Origin of the sequence: Peribacillus acanthi, assembly GCF_003073175.1 — a bacterium.
Lineage (GTDB): Bacteria > Bacillota > Bacilli > Bacillales > DSM-1321 > Bacillus_BN > Bacillus_BN acanthi.
Genome location: NZ_QBBX01000002.1, coordinates 83,697 through 103,473, shown reverse-complemented (window position 1 = coordinate 103,473; position 19,777 = coordinate 83,697). Strand labels below are relative to the sequence as shown.

Genomic DNA, 19,777 nt, shown 5'->3' with positions numbered 1-19,777 from the left:
CATTGTGGTCGTATGATTCCCTTTTTCCTTACGGAGAAAGTCAAATGGGCATCATTGTGGTCGTATGATTCCCTTTTTCATTACGAAGAGTGTCAAATGGGCATCATTGTGGTCGTATGATTCCCTTTTTCATTAACGAGAGAGTCAAATGGGCATCATTGTGGTCGTATGATTCCCTTTTTCATTAACGAGAGAGTCAAATGGGCATCATTGAGGTCGTATGATTCCCTTTTTCCTTACGAAGAGTGTCAAATGGGCATCATTGTGGTCGTATGATTCCCTTTTTCCTTACGGAGAGAGTCAAATGGGCATCATTGTGGTCGTATGATTCCCTTTTTCCTTACGAAGAGTGTCAAATGGGCATCATTGTGGTCGTATGATTCCCTTTTTCCTTACGGAGAAAGTCAAATAGGCATCATTGTGGTCGTATGATTCCCTTTTTCAGTAACGAGAGAGTCAAATGGGCATCATTGTGGTCGTATGATTCCCTTTTTCATTAACGAGAGAGTCAAATGGGCATCATTGAGGATGTATGATTCCCTTTTTCATTACGAAGAGTGTCAAAAGGGCATCATTGAGGTTGTATGATTCCCTTTTTCCTTTTGGAGAAAGTCAAATGGGCATCATTGTGGTCGTATGATTCCCTTTTTCATTAACGAGAGAGTCAAATGGGCATCATTGTGGTCGTATGATTCCCTTTTTTTGTCAGTTAACAATACAATGGTAATCAATTGAAACAAAACGCTCAGATAGTAAATCTAAGCGTTGGTTTTAAATTCAGTTATTCAATTACAGTAACCTTTACCGACAGAAATAATCAATCATAATCCGGTATTTAAGAAATGTAATTAGTTTTTGAAAGATAACCCAATTTCCATCAAAGCAGATCTAAGTTTAGGTAGTGACGCTGGTCCCATTCCATGGAATTTCAAAATCTCCTTTTCACTGTAAGTTGATAACTCTTGTAATGTAGTTATTCCATTGTGTTCCAATGCTCGTCTTGCTGGTGCTGACAGTAATGACAGAAATCCACTACCTGGTTTGTTTTCTTGTTCACATGTCGGACAGGTTGGACAATCACTACTTTTATAAAAGTTATGTCCTTTATCGCAAATTCTTAAATTCTTTTCTGACGTGGCCATTTTTAAATAACCTCCGATTCTATTGATAATGCTTTTATAAAAATATATCAAAAAAGAAAAGACCAAATCATATTATTTGGTCCACAAATTCCTATGCTTGTTACTTTGTACTCACTCACAGGAACCTATATTCCTAAATTCAGTACACGGTATTAATTATTTATCTAATTTAAAAGTAACTTCTCCGACCCCCATGTCAGTTTTTACAGTTAATTTAACCTTTGCGTCTTCATATGCCTCATTTACATATACACCGTCGCCTTTAGAAATAAAGTCTACGACGTTTGTCGAACCAATCCCTTTGTTCGAAACGATTTTTACTCCAACATCAGAAGGTAATATGATGGTAGTTTTACCTACTCCCGTTTTTATTGAAGCATCAAAGCTTTCCTTCCATTTTCCACCAAGGTCCACTGTTAGATTCCCTACGCCAGCATTAATATTTAAGTTCTTAAGTTCAATACCCTTTAAACCTAGATTTGTATTTGCTGCACCTGCATTTACATCAAGGTTCATAGGTATATCATCAGAAAGCTCAAGATTCCAATCATTCTCCAAATCCCCAAGTTTAAAATTCTTAAATTTGTTCTTGGTTTGCTCGATCACCACTTCTCCTTTTTTACCATCAAGTGAATATGACACTTCTGGTTCTAAATCTTTAATATTTGTATTGATACTTCCTTCTACCCATTCCTTAGCACCGTTCGTAACAGTCAATTTTCCAGCACCTAAATTTAATTCCACATCTAATTCTTTCGCTTTATCTCTCTTTACTAAGATATTTTCTTCTTTTACATCAGCAGTAACAATAGAATTACAGCCTGTAGTAAAAAGTAACGTTGCTCCGATAACCATTCCCATAATCATTGATTTCTTCATTTTTATTCCTCCAAGTAAATTGACTTTTTATATTTCCATCATAAGGAAAATAAGAAGGTTTAATAACGACCCTCAGCAATAATTTTCTATAAGACCTAAGGCGTATAATGACAAACTTCTATTTTTTAACTGAAGAAGGAAAACATACCTCAATTAACGACCACCTTTATATCAAAAAACGGAGAGTATTTGAATGTAGAATAGACACGAGGTTTTATTTAATCAATTGGAAAGTTATCGTAGTTATATCCTAGGTGTTATTGAAAATATTACGGATGAGGAAGCAGACATTATACCAAATGGTCTGATTAAATAAGATAAAGGAGCTTCAATGGAGATCTTTTTCTTACTGCGCTAGTATGCATTTATATAAATTTATTAAAATAATCTTCATATAATAATTTTTCATTAATACATTAAAAAGGGGTAAATTTAGATTTTTCCTTTTTAAAATTAGTGTGTTCCTTCATAATTAGAGTAATAACTTTAATAATGGAGAATTGTATGAAACCATTTAATTGGAAATTAACTTCCTTAATGCTGACTGGAATTGGTATTTCAACTCTCGGTGATTTTATTTACTTGATTGCAATTAACTTGCTTGTGTATGAAATGACCCAATCTGCTGCAGCTGTTGCTGGACTATGGATAGTGGGACCGATCATATCTGTGCTTACCAATTCATGGAGTGGTGGCATTATTGACCGGTCAAATAAGAAGAAAATTATGATCTATACAGATATTATTCGTACGATCTTAGTTGGATTGATCCCTTTCATGACAAATGTTTGGGGGATTTATATTCTATTATGTCTAATTAGTGTCGCAAAATCGTTCTTTTCCCCTGCTTCAGTGACTTATATTGCAACACTTGTACCTGTTGAAAAACGGAAAAAATACAATTCTATCAGTGGATTGGTTACTTCGGGGGCATTTATTGTTGGTCCGGCCATTGCTGGAGGCTTATTTTTAATTGGCTCAATTGATATTGCGATTTTTTTAAACGCATTTTCTTTTCTAATATCAGCATTAATCATCTTTCTATTGCCTGATGTTAATCTAGAAAAGGCACCCACTTCGACTATATCAAAATATGCCACATTGAAAGCTGATTGGAATGAAGTAATAAGCTTCAGCAAAAAAGAATCTTATGTCATGGCTGTCTACTCATGTTTTTTAGCATTTGGGTTATTTTCTTTGGCTATGGATTCTCAAGAAGTAGTCTTCGTTCAAAAAGTGGTTGGTTTAACGGAAGCGGATTATAGTTTCCTAGTAAGTATTACTGGCATTGGATTTGCTGTTGGAGCTTTTATCACTGCTTTGTTATCTAAACATTTGAGTTTAAAGACTTTAATGGGGATGGGAATGTTTTTGGTTTCTGTAGGTTATCTTATCTATTCTCTTTCGAACTCGTTTCTAACAATTGTCATCGGATTTGTGATTCTGGGCCTGTTTAATGCTTTTATGAATACAGGCTTCAGTACATTTTATCAAAATAATATCCCTCTTCATTTGATGGGGAGAATGACAAGTGTGATTAGCGTCGCTCAAAATGGATTGCAAATCATCTTTTTATTATTGATTGGTTTACTTGGAGACCTCTTCCCTTTAAGATATATTATCGCGGTATTAGCATCAGTCAATGTGTTGTTTTCTGCATTCGTAATCTATTTGGTTGCTAAACCTGGTAAACAAATCGTCTTTTCAGAAAAGACAAATGAATCGATATCAAGTTGACTATTGGGGGAAATCATGAGCGGAATAGCAAAAACACCAAAGCCACCATATTATGCCGTAATATTTGCCTCACAACGTACTGAGGTTGATAATGGCTATGGAAAAATGGCAGAAAAGATGGTAGAACTGGCTTCCAAACAACAAGGATTTTTAGGGGTTGAAAGTGCTCGTGATCATGAATTGGGGATTACGGTTTCCTATTGGGATTCTTTAGAGGCTATTACAGAATGGAAGGAAAATGCTTTTCATATGGTAGCTCAAAAAAGAGGAAAAGCAGAATGGTATAAAACTTTTGCCCTAAGAGTTAGTAAAGTTGAACGAGATAACTTTTTCACAATTTAATACGAAAAGGGAACTTCAGTCGCTTTGAAGTTCCCTGTTTTTATATTTCAAAATCCGTTTCTATTGTCCAATTCAAACGTCTAATCCATTCCTTCTGCACATCTGATGGTGCCTGTTTTACTTTGTGTAAAATTTTCCATACCTTGTAGATACAATAACCTTTTATTTTATCAGAGTATAAATCAATTGGACTAATAGACTGGTACTCTTCAACAAATAACGAATTTAATATTGGTGCATATGAAGGATAGTGAAGTTTTGTAAACCAGATCACCCAAGCTATATCTGATAAAGGATTTCCCCACTCCGCCCATTCCCAATCTAAGATTGCAAGTTCATTTTCATCAGAATATAGAACATTATGAATCCCATAATCACCATGTGTTAAAACCCAGTCTTCGATTGGATCTTTTATTTTTTCTAATATAAGTTTTGATTGCTCAATTAAATCTGCAGGAATAAATTCTAAATCAAAACTCATCTCTGATAAGATTGAATTTTTAATTCCTTTTGATGCATTATAGTATTTATTTGAGTGAACATGTTTTGCTAGTGAATGCCCTATTCGTTGATATAATAATTTTGTTCTTTCTAAGTCATGATTATCTATGATAGATTGACCATTTTCGCCTTCTTTAAATTCCATCACTGTAATTTGAAAATCTTCCCCAGTGAAACTCTCAATAAATTTTGGAACGATGCTGGACTCTTGAAGTAACTTTAAACAAGAAATCTCATTTTCAAAATCTTGACTTAGTGAAAATGATTTTTTAATAACTAATAAAGGAGATGTTCCTTTTAACAAAAAAGTTTCGTTTGTGTATCCCCCATTTAATCTCACTAAATCATAATTTCCGTACCGATTTCCGATATTATTGTTAATAAGCTTTTCTCTCATATTCCACTCCCGTTTTTCAAATAATATTCCTTCTTAATATGTAAAAAAGAGAGAAATTAAGATAAATCCTAATTTCTCAATTAAACAGTATATAATAGTTTTCCAATAATTGTCAGCATGACTACTAATCAAATGAATGGAATAATATGTGTACATACTTATTTCATAGGAAAAACATACATTTACCCTAAACCGATTGTTTCTCCAATTCTGGGTGACGATGCATCGATACATATAGGAGTATGCCAGCTACTAGCAATAATGTACTCGTTACAATAAATACTGCAGAAAAACCATAATAGGCAGAAATCATTCCACCCATCATCGGTCCAATCACATTTCCTAAAAAGCGTAGACTTGTATTATAACCTAAGACTTCCCCTTGCATAGCAATTGGAGCTTCTTGGCGAATATATGCGATTCTTACAGGTATGATACCTCCAATGGCAATACCAAGTGCGAATCTGATGACTACCAATTGCCAAATGCTTATTACGAATGCTCCTGGGAAGTAGATAATAGTTGATAGAAATAATAGTAAAACCAGGATTTTAATATATCCTACCCGATCTCCAATTTTCCCCCAATATCGTGACATCATTAGGTTTCCAAGCCCAGCAGCTGAAAAGGCAATTCCAGAATAGAATGCAATATTTGTAGTACCATGTAAGTCCTCAACATATAAGGAAAGAATAGGTTGAATACTAAAATGCGCTATTTGCACAATAGAAGAAATGATTAATACCGTTAATAAAACAGGATTTCTGACGATGTGAGATAAAACTTCCTTACTTGTATACTTCGTTTTAGTACCCTTCTTAATTCCAATCCTGAATTCTTTCGTTGCAAATACTAGTATTGCTGAGATAAAGATTAAGATAGAAGTCCATTTAAAAGTAGTTGCATACCCAAGAGAATCCGCAAGTAGCCCTCCAATTAATGGACCAAATAAGGATCCGGTAATACTTCCAGTTTGCAATGTACCTAATACTTTTCCTGCAATTTCTTTAGGGGTTTGTGTAGAGATAAAGGCTTGGGATAGCGAGACGAATCCTGTGAAGATACCCATAAATAATCTTAGTGTAAAGAGTTGCCATACATTAGTTACATAGCCCATTAGAAATATGGATATCCCCATCCCGATTCCACAAAAGATAAGAATATTTTTTCTTCCGATTCGATCGCCAATCCGACCCCATATTGGTGAAAATAAAAAAGCAGAAACAAAGGTAATCGCAAATGTCCACCCTGACCAATGTTTAATATACTCCTCAGAATAATCCCCGAAAGTCCCTATATAGAGAGATATAAACGGGAGTACCATGGTCATGCTTCCCCCAATAAAGAAATTTGAAAACCACATAATGACTAAGTTACGTTTGGCTATCTTTGACTGATTCATTCCATTAAGCATCTTCTTTCTAAAAAGTATTTCGGTTATCTAAACTTTATATTATCGAAATTTTCATGAAAAATGAATGTTTTTTGCAAAATTTTTCAAAATTTTAATGACTTGCAATTTGCTTTGTCTCTTTGTTTTAGATTAACCATTTAATGAAAAAACTCTTTTCAGGACTGGACTCTCCAATTTATGCATGATTGAAACAGGAAATCATACGAACTCTATGATGCCCTTTCGACATAGCCTTGAACTCCACGCTGGTATTCGTTTGAATCATTGGATCATGAAGGAAATGCACTTAATCTTGGTGAAACCGTCCTGCTAGAGGAAGAAATCCCTCTCTTTACAAATATACTAGTGAAAAATGGTATTATCATTAGCGCACTCAATAATCACTGGTTATATACAAACCCTAATATCCTATATCTTCACTTTCAATCTGTAGAATCTCCCTTATCATTTGCCTATAAAGTTGCAGAAGCGTTTAGAGCTCTAAAGATTATTAAATAAAAGCTCCATACCATATGAATATTATCGGTTTTACTACAAACCCTAATTTCTGGAGGTGGTAAAATTGGATAAAGATAAAATATCAAAAGAATCTGATCAAAATGCTGAATCCATGAATACTGTAGATGAAGGATTAAACTTAGTTTCTCAAATCGTTAATAACGCCACAGGGCTTGATAAGGGTAATGATGGAAAGGCTAGTAATCAAGAATAATTCGCACTTGTTATTCTTTGAAAAAAAAAGCTAACCGGATTTTATTTTCCGATTAGCTTTTTTATTTTATGCCTGAATTTTTTCCAGTCTTGCCTTTACTTCCTCTTCTGTCAATTCATGCTGTGCGATATAACGATTTCTTGGATGAACACGACACTCATGTGAACAGCTGCGCATATATCGATGTTCATTTTCTTCTGAACTTAGAATTTTCTTGTTACATTCTGGATTTGCACAGTTTACATAGCGCTCACAAGGCTCCCCAGAAAAGTAATCTCTTCCTACTATAACATGCTCTACTCGATTAACTGGGACACTTATTCTCTCATCAAATACATAACAAAGTCCATTCCACAACTGTCCTTGGACTTCAGGGTCTTTACCGTAAGTTACGATCCCACCATGTAATTGGGAAACATCAGAAAATCCTTCTTTTAATAACCAGCCTGAGAATTTTTCACAGCGTACTCCACCTGTGCAATACGTAAGAATTTTTTTGCCTTCGAATTGCTCTTTGTTTTCACGGATCCATGCTGGGAGTTCTTTAAATGTATTGATATCCGGTTTTATAGCACCTTTAAAATGTCCTAAATCGAACTCATAATCATTTCTAGCATCAATAACGACTGTGTTTTCATCTTGCATCTGTTCATGGAATTCTTTAGGACTCAAATAATTTCCAGTCAATTCTCTTGGATCTACATCATCTTCTAAACGAAGTGTCACAAGTTCTGGACGAAGTCTAACCTTCATCTTCTTGAATGCATGTTCATTTGCTTCATCAATCTTGTACACCATATCTGCAAAGCGTGGGTCCTGTCTCATTGCTTCGATGTATTGCTCGGTTTGTTCAAACGTACCTGATACAGTTCCGTTAATTCCTTCAGAGGCAATTAAAACTCGACCTTTAAGTCCAAGCTCGTTACAAAAAGCTAAATGCTCTTTCACAAACTCCTCAGGATTCTCTATGTCAACATAATGATAATATAATAAAACTCTATATGAATTAGTTTCCAACGATATTCCACCTAACTTATAAATTTATAATATAGCACTAACAATTTATCCACATTAATAGTCAGGATAATCCCTACTTCCTAATTCCAAGGAAACAAGAAATTTATTGTGGGAAAAACCTCCCGTATTAAGTCTGATTGGTTTGACTTACCAATACTAATGGAAGTCTCACTTTATCGACATATAATTTTAACAAGAATTTTGTAAAAGGTCGAGTAATTTGACCTATAATCATTATCTAGAAGTGATAAAATCTATTTAGAATAATCTATATTTATTCAAAGTCCTTTATCAATCAACCTGAGAATTCTTCAGTTATACAGTTAAATCCAGGAAGTTCTATAATTATAGGAATATTTATAAATATAATCGTTTAACCTACAGTTATTATGTTAAGCTAAAAATAAGGGAAAAATATAGAGTGCTCCTTTAAAGTAATTAGAAAGGGGATGTGGAAATGAACTATAAGTATTTCCAAAAAATGCTCGAGGACCTTCAGAAACCTCCATATACTGATTCCCATGTCAGTCATAAGCTTAAGAATGATAGAAATGAAGTTATTTCACTAAGTTATTCTGATTCTCCAATTCGTTTTCGATTAGAGGATCATCAAGGTAATTCCCTTCAAGAATTCACAAACTCTGAAGAAACCGCAAATTATTTGTTGGACTTTATTAATAGAAGATAAAAAACCAGTGTTGAATGCTGGTTTTTTTGTGCTGATATGGACGGTCTATTTAATATCTAGAAAATTCAATAATATATTCCTGCTTTATCTCTGAATGAATGATATAATTACTATGTCTTTTAGTAAAGGTTTTAAATAATACATAGGAGTGAATCAAATGTCAGTTGATGTTTATTTGAACTTTAATGGTAATTGTCGCGAAGCAGTAGAGTTTTATGCAGAGGTTTTTGGAACAGAAACTCCTAAGATTATGACGTTTGGAGAAGCACCTCCAAATCCAGAGTATCCATTACCAGAAGAAGCAAAACATTTAGTGATGCACACAAGACTTAACATTGATGGAAGTAACGTAATGTTTTCTGATGTATTTCCTGGAATGCCATTTATTGAAGGAAACAATATTAACCTTGCTTTAGTGAGTAAAGACATAGAGTATATGACTTCAGTTTTTCATAAGTTAAAAGTAGATGGCAAAGTGGGCATGGAGCTCCAAGAAACATTCTGGAGCAAGCTTTATGGACAAGTTACCGATAAATTCGGTATTACATGGCTTTTAAATTACGATAATGGTGAAACTGCATTTTAATATTATAGAATTTTAAAAAGGATATGGATTTTCTTCTCAAGAAAATGTACATATCCTTTTCTTGAGAGAATATGAAAAAAGAAGATCAAATTGATCTTCTTTTTTGTTGATTATTCAACCGAATCAGCTATGATTCCTGGTAATGAAATTTCATAATTCGCTTGTGATGTATAAGAATATGCTCCATAAACCGTTCCATAGATGGTTACAATGTCATCCTCAACGAAGTCAGTTAAACCAGCATACTCAACGAAAATGATATCAGAGAATGAATATCCATATGAATCTTTCGTTACTGCCAGTCGAATTTGGGTAAGGTTGTCACCTTCCATGATTTGAACGATTTGACCTGTATACTTCACATACTCATCTTTGTAACGATCAGGATTTTTTTCTATTTGTTTGTATGGAATGGTTTTTGCATTCGCTTTTTTTGCTGCAGCTTCTTTTGCTGCTTTTTCAGCGGCTGCTTTACGTTCTTGTTCTTCTTTTGCTTTCTGCTCAGCTTCGGCTTTTGCTACCGCTTCTGCTTCATAAGTATCCACTTGATCCATGCTTGTGAATTCTTTCACACCAAGGACTGTCACTCCATCAGTCATAGCAACAAATAATCCATCCTTAGCTTGCAGGACTGTTCCTACATTTCCATTTCCAATAGAAATGCTTTTTGGAATCTCAACACTAAGGCTTTTCTTTACTTTTTGATACTCTTCGTATGCCACTCCAACAGTTATGGATTGTCTGATTTTCTCTATTGAATCTAATTCTTTCTTTTTCTCTTTTTGTTCTTGTTTATCTTCTTCTTTCTTTTCATTCGCATTAGTATCTTCAGTATTAGTTCCTACACTAACCACAAATACGATTAAACAAACAATGGAAATAAGAATATTTCTCTTTCCCTTTCCAGTTTTCTTAAAGAATGCAACACCTGTCATGACCAGGAATATGATAAATCCTAAAAATGCTAAAAATGATAACATATTGTGCCCCCTGTTAATTTATTTGAAACGGAACGACAACGGTAGACATCTATTTTTACTTACCCTGTTAATTTTGCTCCGTCTTGCCTTTATTACTATAATTATTTTGCTTATACATGTATACAGGTAATAGAATCCATAATTAGTTCTTTATTCCTAAACTCAATTTATCGAAAATTAAAAAAGAGTCCCGACCTATAGTCAGAACTCTTCCTATTCATATACTACTCTTTAAACTCTTTGGCCATTTCCAGTAATTGCTTACTTACGATTGGCTGACTGTATTCCTCTACCATCTTATTAGCCCGCTTTTGAATTGCCCCTGCTAAAATAAGTCTGTACTCACTCTCGACACCAGTATGATGGGATACTTCCAATACACCTATATCTTTCAAATTTTCTAGTGCTCTTCTTATGGTAGTTACTGCCATTTTAGTTTTCTTATGTAAATCAGATAAAGAGGTATTAACAATTCCTGTTTCACTATCGGACATTCCAATCATTACTATTAATATTTTGCATGCTTTAGCATCTAATTCTTGTCCAAGCATAAAAAAAAGAGCTTTTCGTTCGTCAGTAATTCCTATTCTCATCGTGCAAGCTCCTCCTAAATTAACCAGTCTATTTATTTTTATTATAGCCATCATTGTATAGGAGGAAGCATGTTAAAGCAATTTTTGAAGAGTTCATAACTCTCTTATAGCAAAAGCTCTACCTTCTAATTCTATACATCTTTTTACCGTCATCCTTAATGTCGTTTTAGGAATAATGAACTTTAATTTTTCTTCTTGTAGTAATTCAAATGTGATCGTTCCATTATCATTAAAGCCGGTATGAAAGGTTCCCGCTTTATTTATGGTAATTTCCTTAATATCACCAATATTTAATGAAAAGTTATGACGTTCTTGCAGGAGTTCTGCAACTTCATTTTGACTTACCTTTTGATCGATTTTCAATTCTAAGTTTTCCTGCTTCTTTTCTAACCTTTTAAACCAAAACAAAAACAGGATTTCAAATAGATCAGGCAATTGTTTGTTATAGGCATAACGATTATGGAATTGTCCTCCTACTTTAATAAAATAAAAATGGGTTTCAGTGATATAAACCTTATAAAAAATATCTGTTTTAGTGATTCTCGGTTTAATAAGATAAAAGCTACTTACCATGGTAATCGTCCTTTTTCATTTTTATTATTTAATATCCCCCTTTTACTCTTTTTAAATGTTTAAAGGATTGAGAAGCATTATTTTTTTCGCTCATGAAAAATAGTTATTATAGTGAATCAGGCTGACTTATATATTATGAAAAAATGAAAAAAAATCCACTATTTAAAATAGTAAAAACCTTATCAATTAAGATAAGGTTAAGCATACTAACTATGATAAAAATCATCCAATTCATCCTGTGTTGGCATTGCATCTTGTGCTCCCACCTTTGTAACAGATAGTGAAGCAGCCCTAATGGCATTTTCAATGGAAGTATACAAATCACCTGTTTTCACATAGGTGCTAGTAAAGCATCCGATAAAACAATCCCCAGCTCCAGTCGTATCAACAGCTTCAACCTTGAAAGTAGGAAAATGTTCCTCATTTTTGTGATTTAAGAGGAAGCATCCTTGTTCACCTAAAGTAACAATCACTGTTTTAACACCACTTTTAAGTAATTCCTGACTTTGTGATATGAGAGTCCCATTTGATTCATGGGTCAGCAATTGTAATTCATGTTCGTTTGGAATCAATATATCAACATGTTTCAAAATATCTTCATCTAAATGGAAGGCTGGAGCTGGGTTCAATATCGTTATTTTATTCAAACCTTTGGCTAATTCAAGCGTATATTTCACCGTCGCCAATGGAATTTCAAGCTGTAGGACAACGATATCACAATCTTCTATTGCTTTCCTATTTTCGTATACATATTCAGGAGTTACATCATAATTTGCTCCTGGTGACACAATAATTTGATTGTTACCTCTATCGTCTACTGAGACAATTGCAACACCGGTCTTTTTAGGAGATTTCAATATATATTTTATGTCCACATTATGCTCTTTGAGTGACTTCAATAGTGCAACACCATGTGCATCTTCCCCAATAGCCCCAAGCATCCATACTGGAGTATTAAGTTTACCGATGGCAACAGCTTGATTAGCGCCCTTACCACCAGGATTCTCCTTAATTTCCCCTCCTAAGATGGTCTCGCCATTTTTAGGAAGCTCAGGAACATTAATAAGGAGATCCATGTTCAAGCTTCCAACTACCAGTACTCTACTAGTCATAAAATAAATCCTTTCCATTTATAACTTTTCTTACATTCTATTTCATTAATAAATTCGGTAAGAACGTTACGATTTCTGGTACAAGCATGAAAATGAACAAGAGAACTATTAGAGTGATTAAAAATGGCATCACTTCTTTTGTAAAGGTAAAGATATTGGTCTTGGCAATACCTGTTGCCACATACATGATTACACCTACTGGAGGAGTGATCGTACCTATCATTACATTTATTGCAAGAATGACTCCATAATGCAACGGATCGATTCCGAATTGTGCCAGGATTGGCAACACAACCGGTGTAGTGATGATAATAATTGCCGTCCCGTCAAGGAAGCATCCTAAAACCAGTAGTATCAGCATCAATAAAATCAATATGACTGTAGGTGACATAGAGATTGTTTGGAATAAGTCCAAAAGATGTTGAGGTCCTTGCTCAAAAGCCATATACCAAGCAAATGGTGCTGATGCGGCAATAATAATCCCGACTCCCGCCGTCATTAAAGTAGCATCTAATATTTTTGTAGGAAGATCTGACAACTTTAAATCTTTATAAACAAACAATCCAATAATTAAGGAATACAATACCGCTATAACTGCTGATTCTGTTGCTGTGAAAAATCCTGAAAAAATTCCAACCATAATGATGACAGGCATTAATAGTGCCCAAAACGCATCAAGGAACGCTTTGAATACTACTCCTAAGCTAGCTCTTTCCCTTTTTTCATAATTTCTTTTTTTAGCTATGATATAAGAAATAATCATGAGTGAAGTACTCATTAACAATCCTGGGATTACCCCACCAAGGAAAAGTTTACCTACAGATACTCCAGCGAAACTACCGAAGATGATCATAGGAATACTTGGAGGAATGATAGGTCCTACAGTGGCACTTGCTGCTAATATTGCCGAAGCAAACCCTTTACCATATCCTCTTTTCACCATCGCTGGAATCAGTGCGGTTCCAGTCGCTGCTGCATCTGCTACACCAGATCCAGAAACCCCTGACATAAAAACGTTTGATACTACGGTTACATGGGCCAAGCTACCTCTTATATGCCCTACCAATGCCTCTGAGAAGGAAATTAACCTCTTAGTGATTCCCCCCGCTTCCATTAAGGTACCTGCGAAAATAAATAATGGAATAGCCAATAGTGGAAATGAGTCCAATCCAAGTGATAAACGCTGTGGCAAAACCTCTAAAGGTATGGATCCGTTTACCATTAACGAAAGCAATGACGCACCAATTAGAGAAAATCCGACTGGTACCCCTATCAATAATAGAGTGAGCAAAGAGATAATTAAAATGAACATTATTAAATCTCCACTCCTCTCTCAGTTGAAGAAGTGTCATTTCCTTCACCTTTATTTCTCCAATTTTGAATCAGGTGAATGATCGTATAAATGAGCATAAGTGTTCCTGCAATCGGGACTGCCAGATAAACTAATCCTGTGGGAATCCCTAAACTTGTAGTAGGGACCCCCCATGTATTACTGACAATCTGAAATCCAAATCGAATCAACACTATGAATATACCTATCAAACATAAACTAATGAGAGTATTTACAAGACGCATCCATTTGGGCTTGGAAACTGACGAAAGAAATTCAATGGTAATATGCTTTTTTCTTTTTAATACTGCCACTGAGCCAATAAAAACCACCCAAATGAAGGAATAACGAGCCAACTCATCTGTCCAAACGATTGAGAGATTAAACAATCTTGCAATAACCCCTAATATGACGGCACCACACATGACTAGAAAAAACAAACTTGCGACGATCTCTTCTGCATTTTTTATTACTTTAGAATTCCTCAAGCTGTCATCCCCTCTTTCAAACCATCATTCAGCTCACTGGGATTCAATGATTTGGTTATAAAAGTCTTCTGTAATTGCATCTCCAAATATTTTATATAAATCCTTAGTTGCTTCCTTAAAATCTCCTAAATCGGTTTCAATGACTTCCATCCCACTATCGATTAGAATCTCTAATTCACTTTCGTTTTGTTTCAATTGTAGATCGGACATATATACACCTGCGTCAAACATTGCTTTTTCAATAATGGATTGTTGATCTTTTGTTAATCCATCAAACCACTTTTTATTGATCACTGGTAATTCATTTTGAGTCATATGTCCAGTTAAGTTCACATATTTTTGTACTTCATGGAATTTATTCGTATAAATTTGGTTAACAGAATTTTCTTGAGCTTCAATAGTACCTGTTTTTAAAGAGTAATATACTTCAGAAATATTCATAGGTGTTACATTTGCGCCTAACGCTTTAAATGGTTCTGTATGTGCCGCTGCGTCAGGTGTACGAATCTTTAATCCTTTTAAATCGGCTAATGTTTTTAATGGCTTTTCTTTGGTTGTCACATGTCTGTCTCCTACCCACCAAACCGCATCAGGGAATAATGTTAACCCAGTATCCGCTGATTCTTTTTCAATCTCTTTAAACACATCGCTACCTGACAGCTTTTTCAAGCTTTCATATTTCTCTTGTTCATTTGCCCCTTTTATCACATATGGGAGGGTAAGGACTGCAGCCTTTGGAACAAAGTTTGATAAAACCGCAGCAGATGGAATCGTTATATCTACGCTCCCTAGTTTTGTGCTTTCGACGAGGTCCTTTTCGCTTCCTAATTGTCCACCTGGGATAACCTCAACTTTCATTTTTCCATCTGATTCTTTTTCAACCAATTCTTTGAACTTAATTGAACCTTTGTGGATCGCGGACTGATCATTTGTTACGTGTGCTAGCTTAATCGAAAGAGTTTCATTGGAATCTGTAGCATTGGTTTTGTCATTCCCACAAGCAGCTAAACTAGCAACTAAAGCGGTACTTAATAAAGCAATCTGCAATTTTTTAACTAGTTTCATATGTAATCTCCCTTTCAAATCATTATTTTTGATTGGCAAGCAGTTTCTTAGAATACTCTACTTCCATTTCATGGAGCTTCTGAACTCTTCGTCTGAACTCTTCCTTAGTACTAAAGGTTGCTTCTAAAAAGGATTTAATTAACTCTTCAACAATCACTGGACCGATGATTTGAGCTCCCACACACATTACATTCACATCATCGTGTTCTACACATTGATGGGAAGAATAAATATCATGGCAAACTGATGCCCTTATTCCTGGAATTTTATTAGCAGCAATACATGCCCCGACACCCGTTCCGCATACCAAGAAAGCACGATCAGCCTTTCCTTCTAAAACGGATTCACATACAGTTCGTGTAATATCTGGGAAATCTATGGGTGTCTCATCGAAACATCCATAATCTACAACTTCGTGACCTAATGACCTGATAACGCTTACAACTTTTTCCTTTAAAGGAAAGCCAGCGTGATCGCCCCCTACTGAAATTCTCATTAACTCTTCCTCCTAAATTAAAATGCATTCCTAGTTAATCGTTTAACTAGATAGTTAAAAAATAAATTAACAGCCACATGAATTCCGAATAACTAGACTTGGTTGTAAGTATAGTATTTGTTGTTGATGGAAGTTTTCTTGGCGGATGGTGGCAAGTAGCATTTCAATGGCGCTTTGACCTTGTTCTAAAGTAGGTTGTTTTACTGTTGTCAAAGGTGAATCCATGACATCTGCCCAATCGGAATCATCATAACCTATAATAGCAATATCCTTCGGCACTTTAATACCAACTTCTTTCATATACTTATGTGCTCCAAGGGTCATAAAGTTATTGGATATTAGACATGCTTCAAGATTCTGATTCTTTGAGAGTAAATCCTTCATTGCGTGGTAACCGCTTTCAATACTAAAGTCGCCTTCTTGTATATAAGTTTCCGGAATCGATAAATGATAATCTTCCATCGCCCGATTGTAACCAGTTAGACGATCTTTTCCTGTACTTAATGAATTAGGACCTGAAATTATCCCAATACGTGAATAGCCATGCTGGATTAAATGTTCAGTAGCTTTATAAGCACCCTCAATATTATTAGTAATAACAACCTTGTGTGAAGGTGTATTGGGTGATCGATTTAGGAATACGATAGGTATATCCAATTTTTCCAAACTAGTAAAATATTCTTTTGTTGTTCCAGAAGAGGAAATTATCAATCCTTCGACTCTTTTTCCAATTAAAATATCTAAAAACTCAATTTCTTTTTCGATATTGGAGGCTGTATTACAGAGTAAAATGTTATATCCATTTTCAGCAGCTCCCTTCTCTATTCCACTTACAACTTTTGAGAAAAATGGATTAGCTATATCAGAAACAATCACTCCAATCAGTCTAGATTCTTGAATTCGTAAGCTTTTCGCCAGCGTATTTGCTTGATAATCTAGCTCCTCGATAACTTGTAGAACTCGTTGTCGCACTTCTTCACTAACAAATTTGGTGTTATTAATTACGTTGGATACGGTTGCTGTCGAAACATTCGCTTTCTTTGCAACTTCTTTGATGGTAGTTTTTTTGTTCATATGGATTATGTCACCAGCTTCATTTAATCGTTTAACTAAATATATAACTCTTTCATTCGAAATACAACTAAAATTTTATAATTTTCTAAAAATTAATTTTGTTAGTATTTAAAAATCAGCAGGATTTCGTCCAGTACGTCTATTTTCATTCAATGAATGAATTTGATCCATGTCTTCTTTCGATAACTTAAAGTCAAAGATATTTGCATTTTCTATTATACGGCTCTCTTTTGTGGATTTTGGAATGGTCACCACTTCGTTTTGTAAGTCCCATCTTAAAATTACTTGGCTCGTAGATTTATTATATTTTTTCCCTATCTGAAGCAGAGTTCCGTTATCCAATAATTGTCCTCGCATGAGTGGTGACCAAGCTTGAAGTTGAATATTTTGATTTTTACAGTATTCATGTAGTTCAATCTGTGTTAAACAAGGATGATATTCTACCTGATTAACCATTGGCATAATTTCTGAATGGGCCATAAGATTCTCTATATGAGAAATATTAAAGTTACTCACTCCAATAGCACGCACTCTTCCATCCTTATATAACTTTTCACAGGCTCTCCACGTTTCAATATATTGATCTTTAATGGGCCAATGGATGAGATATAAATCTAAATAGTCTAATCCAAGCTTATTCATACTTAAATCAAATGCAGCTAAAGTAGATTCATAGCCTTGGTCTGTATTCCAGACTTTAGTGGTAACGAAAATTTCTTCTCGTGCTATTCCAGATTCCTTGATTGCAAGTCCTACCCCCTCTTCATTTTCGTAAAGAGTTGCTGTATCGATACTGCGGTACCCATTCTTTAAAGCAATTTTTACTGAATCAACTACTTCTTTTCCATTCTCAGCTTTATATACCCCTAAACCAAACCAAGGCATTTTTACTCCATTGTGTAACATCGTACAATCTTTTAGACTAGTTAACATTTTACTTACCTCCCTTTGTGTATAGAAAATATTTTACTAACCTACTACTAGATTTATTCTCAACACTGTTTTTCTATTTCGACTAAGTATAAATTTTTCCTTTTTATTAATCTCAATAAATTTCTGCTATGTAACACCCAAAAATCCCAATCATAGAATATATGGTGGAATTAACCAGCCAGAGAGGAGGAATTCTGTTTGTATTATCATCATTATCCTAACACTCCTTATGCACCCTACCCTTATTATTATCAACAAATGGGGATGATTTCCCATGTACCTGCTCAATATTATGCTCATTACCAACCAGTAATTGAATTCAGATATCCTGAAATGTATCCACCAGTGGATACACATGAATTGCATAAATCTGCTAAAACCTTTCAAAAATTAATAAAACAAACCGATTTAATCGTCAATAAGATTATTGAGTCAGATAAATTTGCTCATGACTTGATGGAGGCCGCCCAAAAATCCAATCAAAAGAGAGTGGATGAACTAATCTTATCGACCGGAATAAAGATCAAATACAAGGCGACCTTTAGCCCAGATGGAATTAATATTAAATTGTATAATAGTGAGCAAGAAGGTGCATGCTGTTCACTCTCAATTTCTTTAAGATGGTAACAATAAAAATCCTAACCAATACGTGGTTAGGATTTTTATGGATTATGGTATATATTGTTCTTTAATAGAGATTATTTCTCCGTCTTTAATTACTAAATGAAACGGAATATGTTGATATCGTTCGCTTGAATGGTTCCATTCCTTTAATAATTGTTCCCATGTAATCTCTTGGTCCCAATTTATCTCATAGGTTTGATCGATTTGATACGTTTGCATGAATATTGTTGTGTCTGAAGCTAATGAAAGTTTTTGAAGTTTGTCGTCTGAATTACGAATGTAATATCCATCAGGGACAACACACTTTCCGTCTTCTTCATAACAATCTCCATCTTTTTCTGCCTCAAGATTCGCTTGTTCTCCTTCGTACCATTCAATTTCATCCACTTGTACATAGGTTCCTTTAATATCCGTAACAATATTTATAAATGCTGTTTTCTCTTCAATGATATTGTCTTTACCTGTAGCTGTAGCAACTAAAGTGACTGGTATAATCAATAAGGCCATAAGAAAAGGTAACAAGGCTTTTTTCATCCGTGAAGCCTCCTAAAATAAAAATACTTGCTACTAATATAGACGATTGAAAGGGTAATTGGTTTCAAATCATGCAGTTGTTTTGATAGATTTTTTAACTTTTGCTTAACCCTTACCCTTTTGGATAAAGAGATAAACTACTTTTTAAAAATATGGGGTTAGAGCATGAAGAATTTTTTTACAGTTGGAGAAAAATTTAATATTTATGTTGGATGAAAAGGATTATGAAAAAGGCTATAACAGGATATCAAACCACAAACTTAACTTAATCATCCAGTTCTTTCTAAATACCTCCTTTTCGTAAAAGATATTTATGGAAGCACTCTATTAAACGACCATCAGTATGCAATAGAGATGTACTTCAGATTTTAATTGTACATTCATTTCCAAGGAATTACTTGTCATTTTTATCAACAAATTTCCCGTATATTCGAACTTTCTTTTAAGATTTTTTGAGAGAAATGACATATTATAGAAACAATTTTGCAAAGGTTCACCCTATTATTCTTGTAATAGCTCAATACCATGATTTTTTATTTTTATCTTAAACACTGTTAATG

General features: G+C 34.4%; 22 protein-coding genes and 1 pseudogene. 7 read left to right on the top strand and 16 right to left on the bottom strand.

The window, feature by feature from the left end; all coding sequences use genetic code 11:
* Positions 1-848: 848 nt before the first annotated feature.
* A complete protein-coding gene (locus DBX25_RS02200) occupies positions 849-1,142 on the bottom strand; it encodes an RNA polymerase alpha subunit C-terminal domain-containing protein (RefSeq protein ID WP_108669146.1) in 294 nt (97 codons plus the stop codon).
* Positions 1,143-1,298: 156 nt separating this feature from the next.
* The gene (locus DBX25_RS02195) at positions 1,299-2,021 is read right to left on the bottom strand and encodes a toast rack family protein (protein WP_108669145.1); all 723 of its coding nucleotides are present in this window, start codon (positions 2,019-2,021) and stop codon (positions 1,299-1,301) included.
* 504 nt (positions 2,022-2,525) lie between these two features.
* Here DBX25_RS02195 and DBX25_RS02190 point away from each other — a divergent pair.
* Together DBX25_RS02190 and DBX25_RS02185 are read left to right on the top strand one after the other, a co-directional pair.
* Entirely contained in the window at positions 2,526-3,758 is a 1,233-nt protein-coding gene (locus tag DBX25_RS02190) for an MFS transporter (protein ID WP_108669144.1), read from the top strand.
* A gap of 15 nt (positions 3,759-3,773) precedes the next feature.
* Positions 3,774-4,100 carry an antibiotic biosynthesis monooxygenase family protein gene (locus DBX25_RS02185; RefSeq protein ID WP_108669143.1) on the top strand — a complete coding sequence of 109 codons (327 nt, stop codon included), beginning with the start codon at positions 3,774-3,776 and terminating at the stop codon, positions 4,098-4,100.
* A gap of 40 nt (positions 4,101-4,140) precedes the next feature.
* On the opposite strand, the gene DBX25_RS02180 is transcribed toward DBX25_RS02185, so the two are convergent.
* Positions 4,141-4,998, bottom strand: coding sequence for an aminoglycoside phosphotransferase family protein (locus DBX25_RS02180; RefSeq protein WP_108669142.1), 858 nt, complete (start codon positions 4,996-4,998; stop codon positions 4,141-4,143).
* Positions 4,999-5,185: 187 nt separating this feature from the next.
* Positions 5,186-6,400 (bottom strand): MFS transporter, encoded by a 1,215-nt coding sequence (locus DBX25_RS02175; protein WP_108669141.1) that lies wholly within the window; start codon positions 6,398-6,400, stop codon positions 5,186-5,188.
* 252 nt (positions 6,401-6,652) lie between these two features.
* Here DBX25_RS02175 and DBX25_RS02170 point away from each other — a divergent pair.
* Together DBX25_RS02170 and DBX25_RS20775 are read left to right on the top strand one after the other, a co-directional pair.
* A pseudogene (locus DBX25_RS02170) lies at positions 6,653-6,910 on the top strand (DUF1259 domain-containing protein); the annotation flags it as partial.
* 64 nt (positions 6,911-6,974) lie between these two features.
* Positions 6,975-7,124, top strand: coding sequence for a hypothetical protein (locus DBX25_RS20775; protein WP_170110110.1), 150 nt, complete (start codon positions 6,975-6,977; stop codon positions 7,122-7,124).
* Positions 7,125-7,190: 66 nt separating this feature from the next.
* Here the strand turns inward: DBX25_RS20775 and trhO are convergent, their stop codons facing one another.
* Entirely contained in the window at positions 7,191-8,141 is a 951-nt protein-coding gene (gene trhO / locus DBX25_RS02165; protein WP_108669139.1) for an oxygen-dependent tRNA uridine(34) hydroxylase TrhO, read from the bottom strand.
* Between the two features lie 457 nt (positions 8,142-8,598).
* Here trhO and DBX25_RS02160 point away from each other — a divergent pair, with 457 nt between their 5' ends.
* Together DBX25_RS02160 and DBX25_RS02155 are read left to right on the top strand one after the other, a co-directional pair.
* Complete coding sequence (locus DBX25_RS02160) at positions 8,599-8,829, top strand: hypothetical protein (RefSeq protein WP_108669138.1); 231 nt, start codon at positions 8,599-8,601, stop codon at positions 8,827-8,829.
* 157 nt (positions 8,830-8,986) lie between these two features.
* Positions 8,987-9,415 carry a VOC family protein gene (locus tag DBX25_RS02155; RefSeq protein WP_108669137.1) on the top strand — a complete coding sequence of 143 codons (429 nt, stop codon included), beginning with the start codon at positions 8,987-8,989 and terminating at the stop codon, positions 9,413-9,415.
* Positions 9,416-9,525: 110 nt separating this feature from the next.
* Here DBX25_RS02155 and DBX25_RS02150 read toward each other — a convergent pair whose 3' ends face one another.
* The 10 genes from DBX25_RS02150 to DBX25_RS02105 all read right to left on the bottom strand — a co-directional run bounded on the left by DBX25_RS02150 (position 9,526) and on the right by DBX25_RS02105 (position 18,059).
* Positions 9,526-10,395, bottom strand: a complete 870-nt coding sequence (locus DBX25_RS02150) for a hypothetical protein (protein ID WP_108669136.1) — start codon at positions 10,393-10,395, stop codon at positions 9,526-9,528.
* A 224-nt stretch (positions 10,396-10,619) separates the two neighbouring features.
* Positions 10,620-10,988, bottom strand: a complete 369-nt coding sequence (locus tag DBX25_RS02145) for a hypothetical protein (RefSeq protein WP_108669135.1) — start codon at positions 10,986-10,988, stop codon at positions 10,620-10,622.
* Positions 10,989-11,081: 93 nt separating this feature from the next.
* The gene (locus tag DBX25_RS02140) at positions 11,082-11,561 is read right to left on the bottom strand and encodes a hypothetical protein (RefSeq protein ID WP_108669134.1); all 480 of its coding nucleotides are present in this window, start codon (positions 11,559-11,561) and stop codon (positions 11,082-11,084) included.
* Between the two features lie 206 nt (positions 11,562-11,767).
* Positions 11,768-12,673, bottom strand: coding sequence for a ribokinase (gene rbsK / locus DBX25_RS02135; protein ID WP_157950851.1), 906 nt, complete (start codon positions 12,671-12,673; stop codon positions 11,768-11,770).
* Positions 12,674-12,710: 37 nt separating this feature from the next.
* A complete protein-coding gene (locus DBX25_RS02130) occupies positions 12,711-13,985 on the bottom strand; it encodes a TRAP transporter large permease (RefSeq protein ID WP_108669132.1) in 1,275 nt (424 codons plus the stop codon).
* 2 nt (positions 13,986-13,987) lie between these two features.
* Positions 13,988-14,491, bottom strand: coding sequence for a TRAP transporter small permease (locus DBX25_RS02125; protein ID WP_108669131.1), 504 nt, complete (start codon positions 14,489-14,491; stop codon positions 13,988-13,990).
* 33 nt (positions 14,492-14,524) lie between these two features.
* Complete coding sequence (locus DBX25_RS02120) at positions 14,525-15,556, bottom strand: TRAP transporter substrate-binding protein (protein WP_108669130.1); 1,032 nt, start codon at positions 15,554-15,556, stop codon at positions 14,525-14,527.
* A 22-nt stretch (positions 15,557-15,578) separates the two neighbouring features.
* Positions 15,579-16,052, bottom strand: coding sequence for an RpiB/LacA/LacB family sugar-phosphate isomerase (locus DBX25_RS02115; protein WP_108669129.1), 474 nt, complete (start codon positions 16,050-16,052; stop codon positions 15,579-15,581).
* Between the two features lie 66 nt (positions 16,053-16,118).
* Positions 16,119-17,126: a LacI family DNA-binding transcriptional regulator gene (locus DBX25_RS02110; protein ID WP_108669128.1), complete on the bottom strand. Its 1,008-nt coding sequence runs from the start codon at positions 17,124-17,126 to the stop codon at positions 16,119-16,121.
* Between the two features lie 108 nt (positions 17,127-17,234).
* Positions 17,235-18,059 (bottom strand): aldo/keto reductase, encoded by an 825-nt coding sequence (locus DBX25_RS02105; RefSeq protein WP_108669127.1) that lies wholly within the window; start codon positions 18,057-18,059, stop codon positions 17,235-17,237.
* A 198-nt stretch (positions 18,060-18,257) separates the two neighbouring features.
* Between DBX25_RS02105 and DBX25_RS02100 the strand changes: the two genes are divergently transcribed.
* Positions 18,258-18,686 (top strand): YuzC family spore coat inner layer protein, encoded by a 429-nt coding sequence (locus DBX25_RS02100; RefSeq protein WP_108669126.1) that lies wholly within the window; start codon positions 18,258-18,260, stop codon positions 18,684-18,686.
* A 42-nt stretch (positions 18,687-18,728) separates the two neighbouring features.
* Here the strand turns inward: DBX25_RS02100 and DBX25_RS02095 are convergent, their stop codons facing one another.
* Positions 18,729-19,217 (bottom strand): hypothetical protein, encoded by a 489-nt coding sequence (locus DBX25_RS02095; RefSeq protein ID WP_108669125.1) that lies wholly within the window; start codon positions 19,215-19,217, stop codon positions 18,729-18,731.
* Positions 19,218-19,777 lie beyond the last annotated feature (560 nt).

Coding starts and splice junctions, on each gene's coding strand:
- DBX25_RS02200 (WP_108669146.1), bottom strand. CDS start 1,142: ATGGCCACGTCAGAAAAGAATTTAAGAATTTGCGATAAAGGACATAAC.
- DBX25_RS02195 (WP_108669145.1), bottom strand. CDS start 2,021: ATGAAGAAATCAATGATTATGGGAATGGTTATCGGAGCAACGTTACTT.
- DBX25_RS02190 (WP_108669144.1), top strand. CDS start 2,526: ATGAAACCATTTAATTGGAAATTAACTTCCTTAATGCTGACTGGAATT.
- DBX25_RS02185 (WP_108669143.1), top strand. CDS start 3,774: ATGAGCGGAATAGCAAAAACACCAAAGCCACCATATTATGCCGTAATA.
- DBX25_RS02180 (WP_108669142.1), bottom strand. CDS start 4,998: ATGAGAGAAAAGCTTATTAACAATAATATCGGAAATCGGTACGGAAAT.
- DBX25_RS02175 (WP_108669141.1), bottom strand. CDS start 6,400: ATGAATCAGTCAAAGATAGCCAAACGTAACTTAGTCATTATGTGGTTT.
- DBX25_RS02160 (WP_108669138.1), top strand. CDS start 8,599: ATGAACTATAAGTATTTCCAAAAAATGCTCGAGGACCTTCAGAAACCT.
- DBX25_RS02155 (WP_108669137.1), top strand. CDS start 8,987: ATGTCAGTTGATGTTTATTTGAACTTTAATGGTAATTGTCGCGAAGCA.
- DBX25_RS02150 (WP_108669136.1), bottom strand. CDS start 10,395: ATGTTATCATTTTTAGCATTTTTAGGATTTATCATATTCCTGGTCATG.
- DBX25_RS02145 (WP_108669135.1), bottom strand. CDS start 10,988: ATGAGAATAGGAATTACTGACGAACGAAAAGCTCTTTTTTTTATGCTT.
- DBX25_RS02140 (WP_108669134.1), bottom strand. CDS start 11,561: ATGGTAAGTAGCTTTTATCTTATTAAACCGAGAATCACTAAAACAGAT.
- rbsK (WP_157950851.1), bottom strand. CDS start 12,673: ATGACTAGTAGAGTACTGGTAGTTGGAAGCTTGAACATGGATCTCCTT.
- DBX25_RS02130 (WP_108669132.1), bottom strand. CDS start 13,985: ATGTTCATTTTAATTATCTCTTTGCTCACTCTATTATTGATAGGGGTA.
- DBX25_RS02120 (WP_108669130.1), bottom strand. CDS start 15,556: ATGAAACTAGTTAAAAAATTGCAGATTGCTTTATTAAGTACCGCTTTA.
- DBX25_RS02115 (WP_108669129.1), bottom strand. CDS start 16,052: ATGAGAATTTCAGTAGGGGGCGATCACGCTGGCTTTCCTTTAAAGGAA.
- DBX25_RS02110 (WP_108669128.1), bottom strand. CDS start 17,126: ATGAACAAAAAAACTACCATCAAAGAAGTTGCAAAGAAAGCGAATGTT.
- DBX25_RS02105 (WP_108669127.1), bottom strand. CDS start 18,059: ATGTTAACTAGTCTAAAAGATTGTACGATGTTACACAATGGAGTAAAA.
- DBX25_RS02095 (WP_108669125.1), bottom strand. CDS start 19,217: ATGAAAAAAGCCTTGTTACCTTTTCTTATGGCCTTATTGATTATACCA.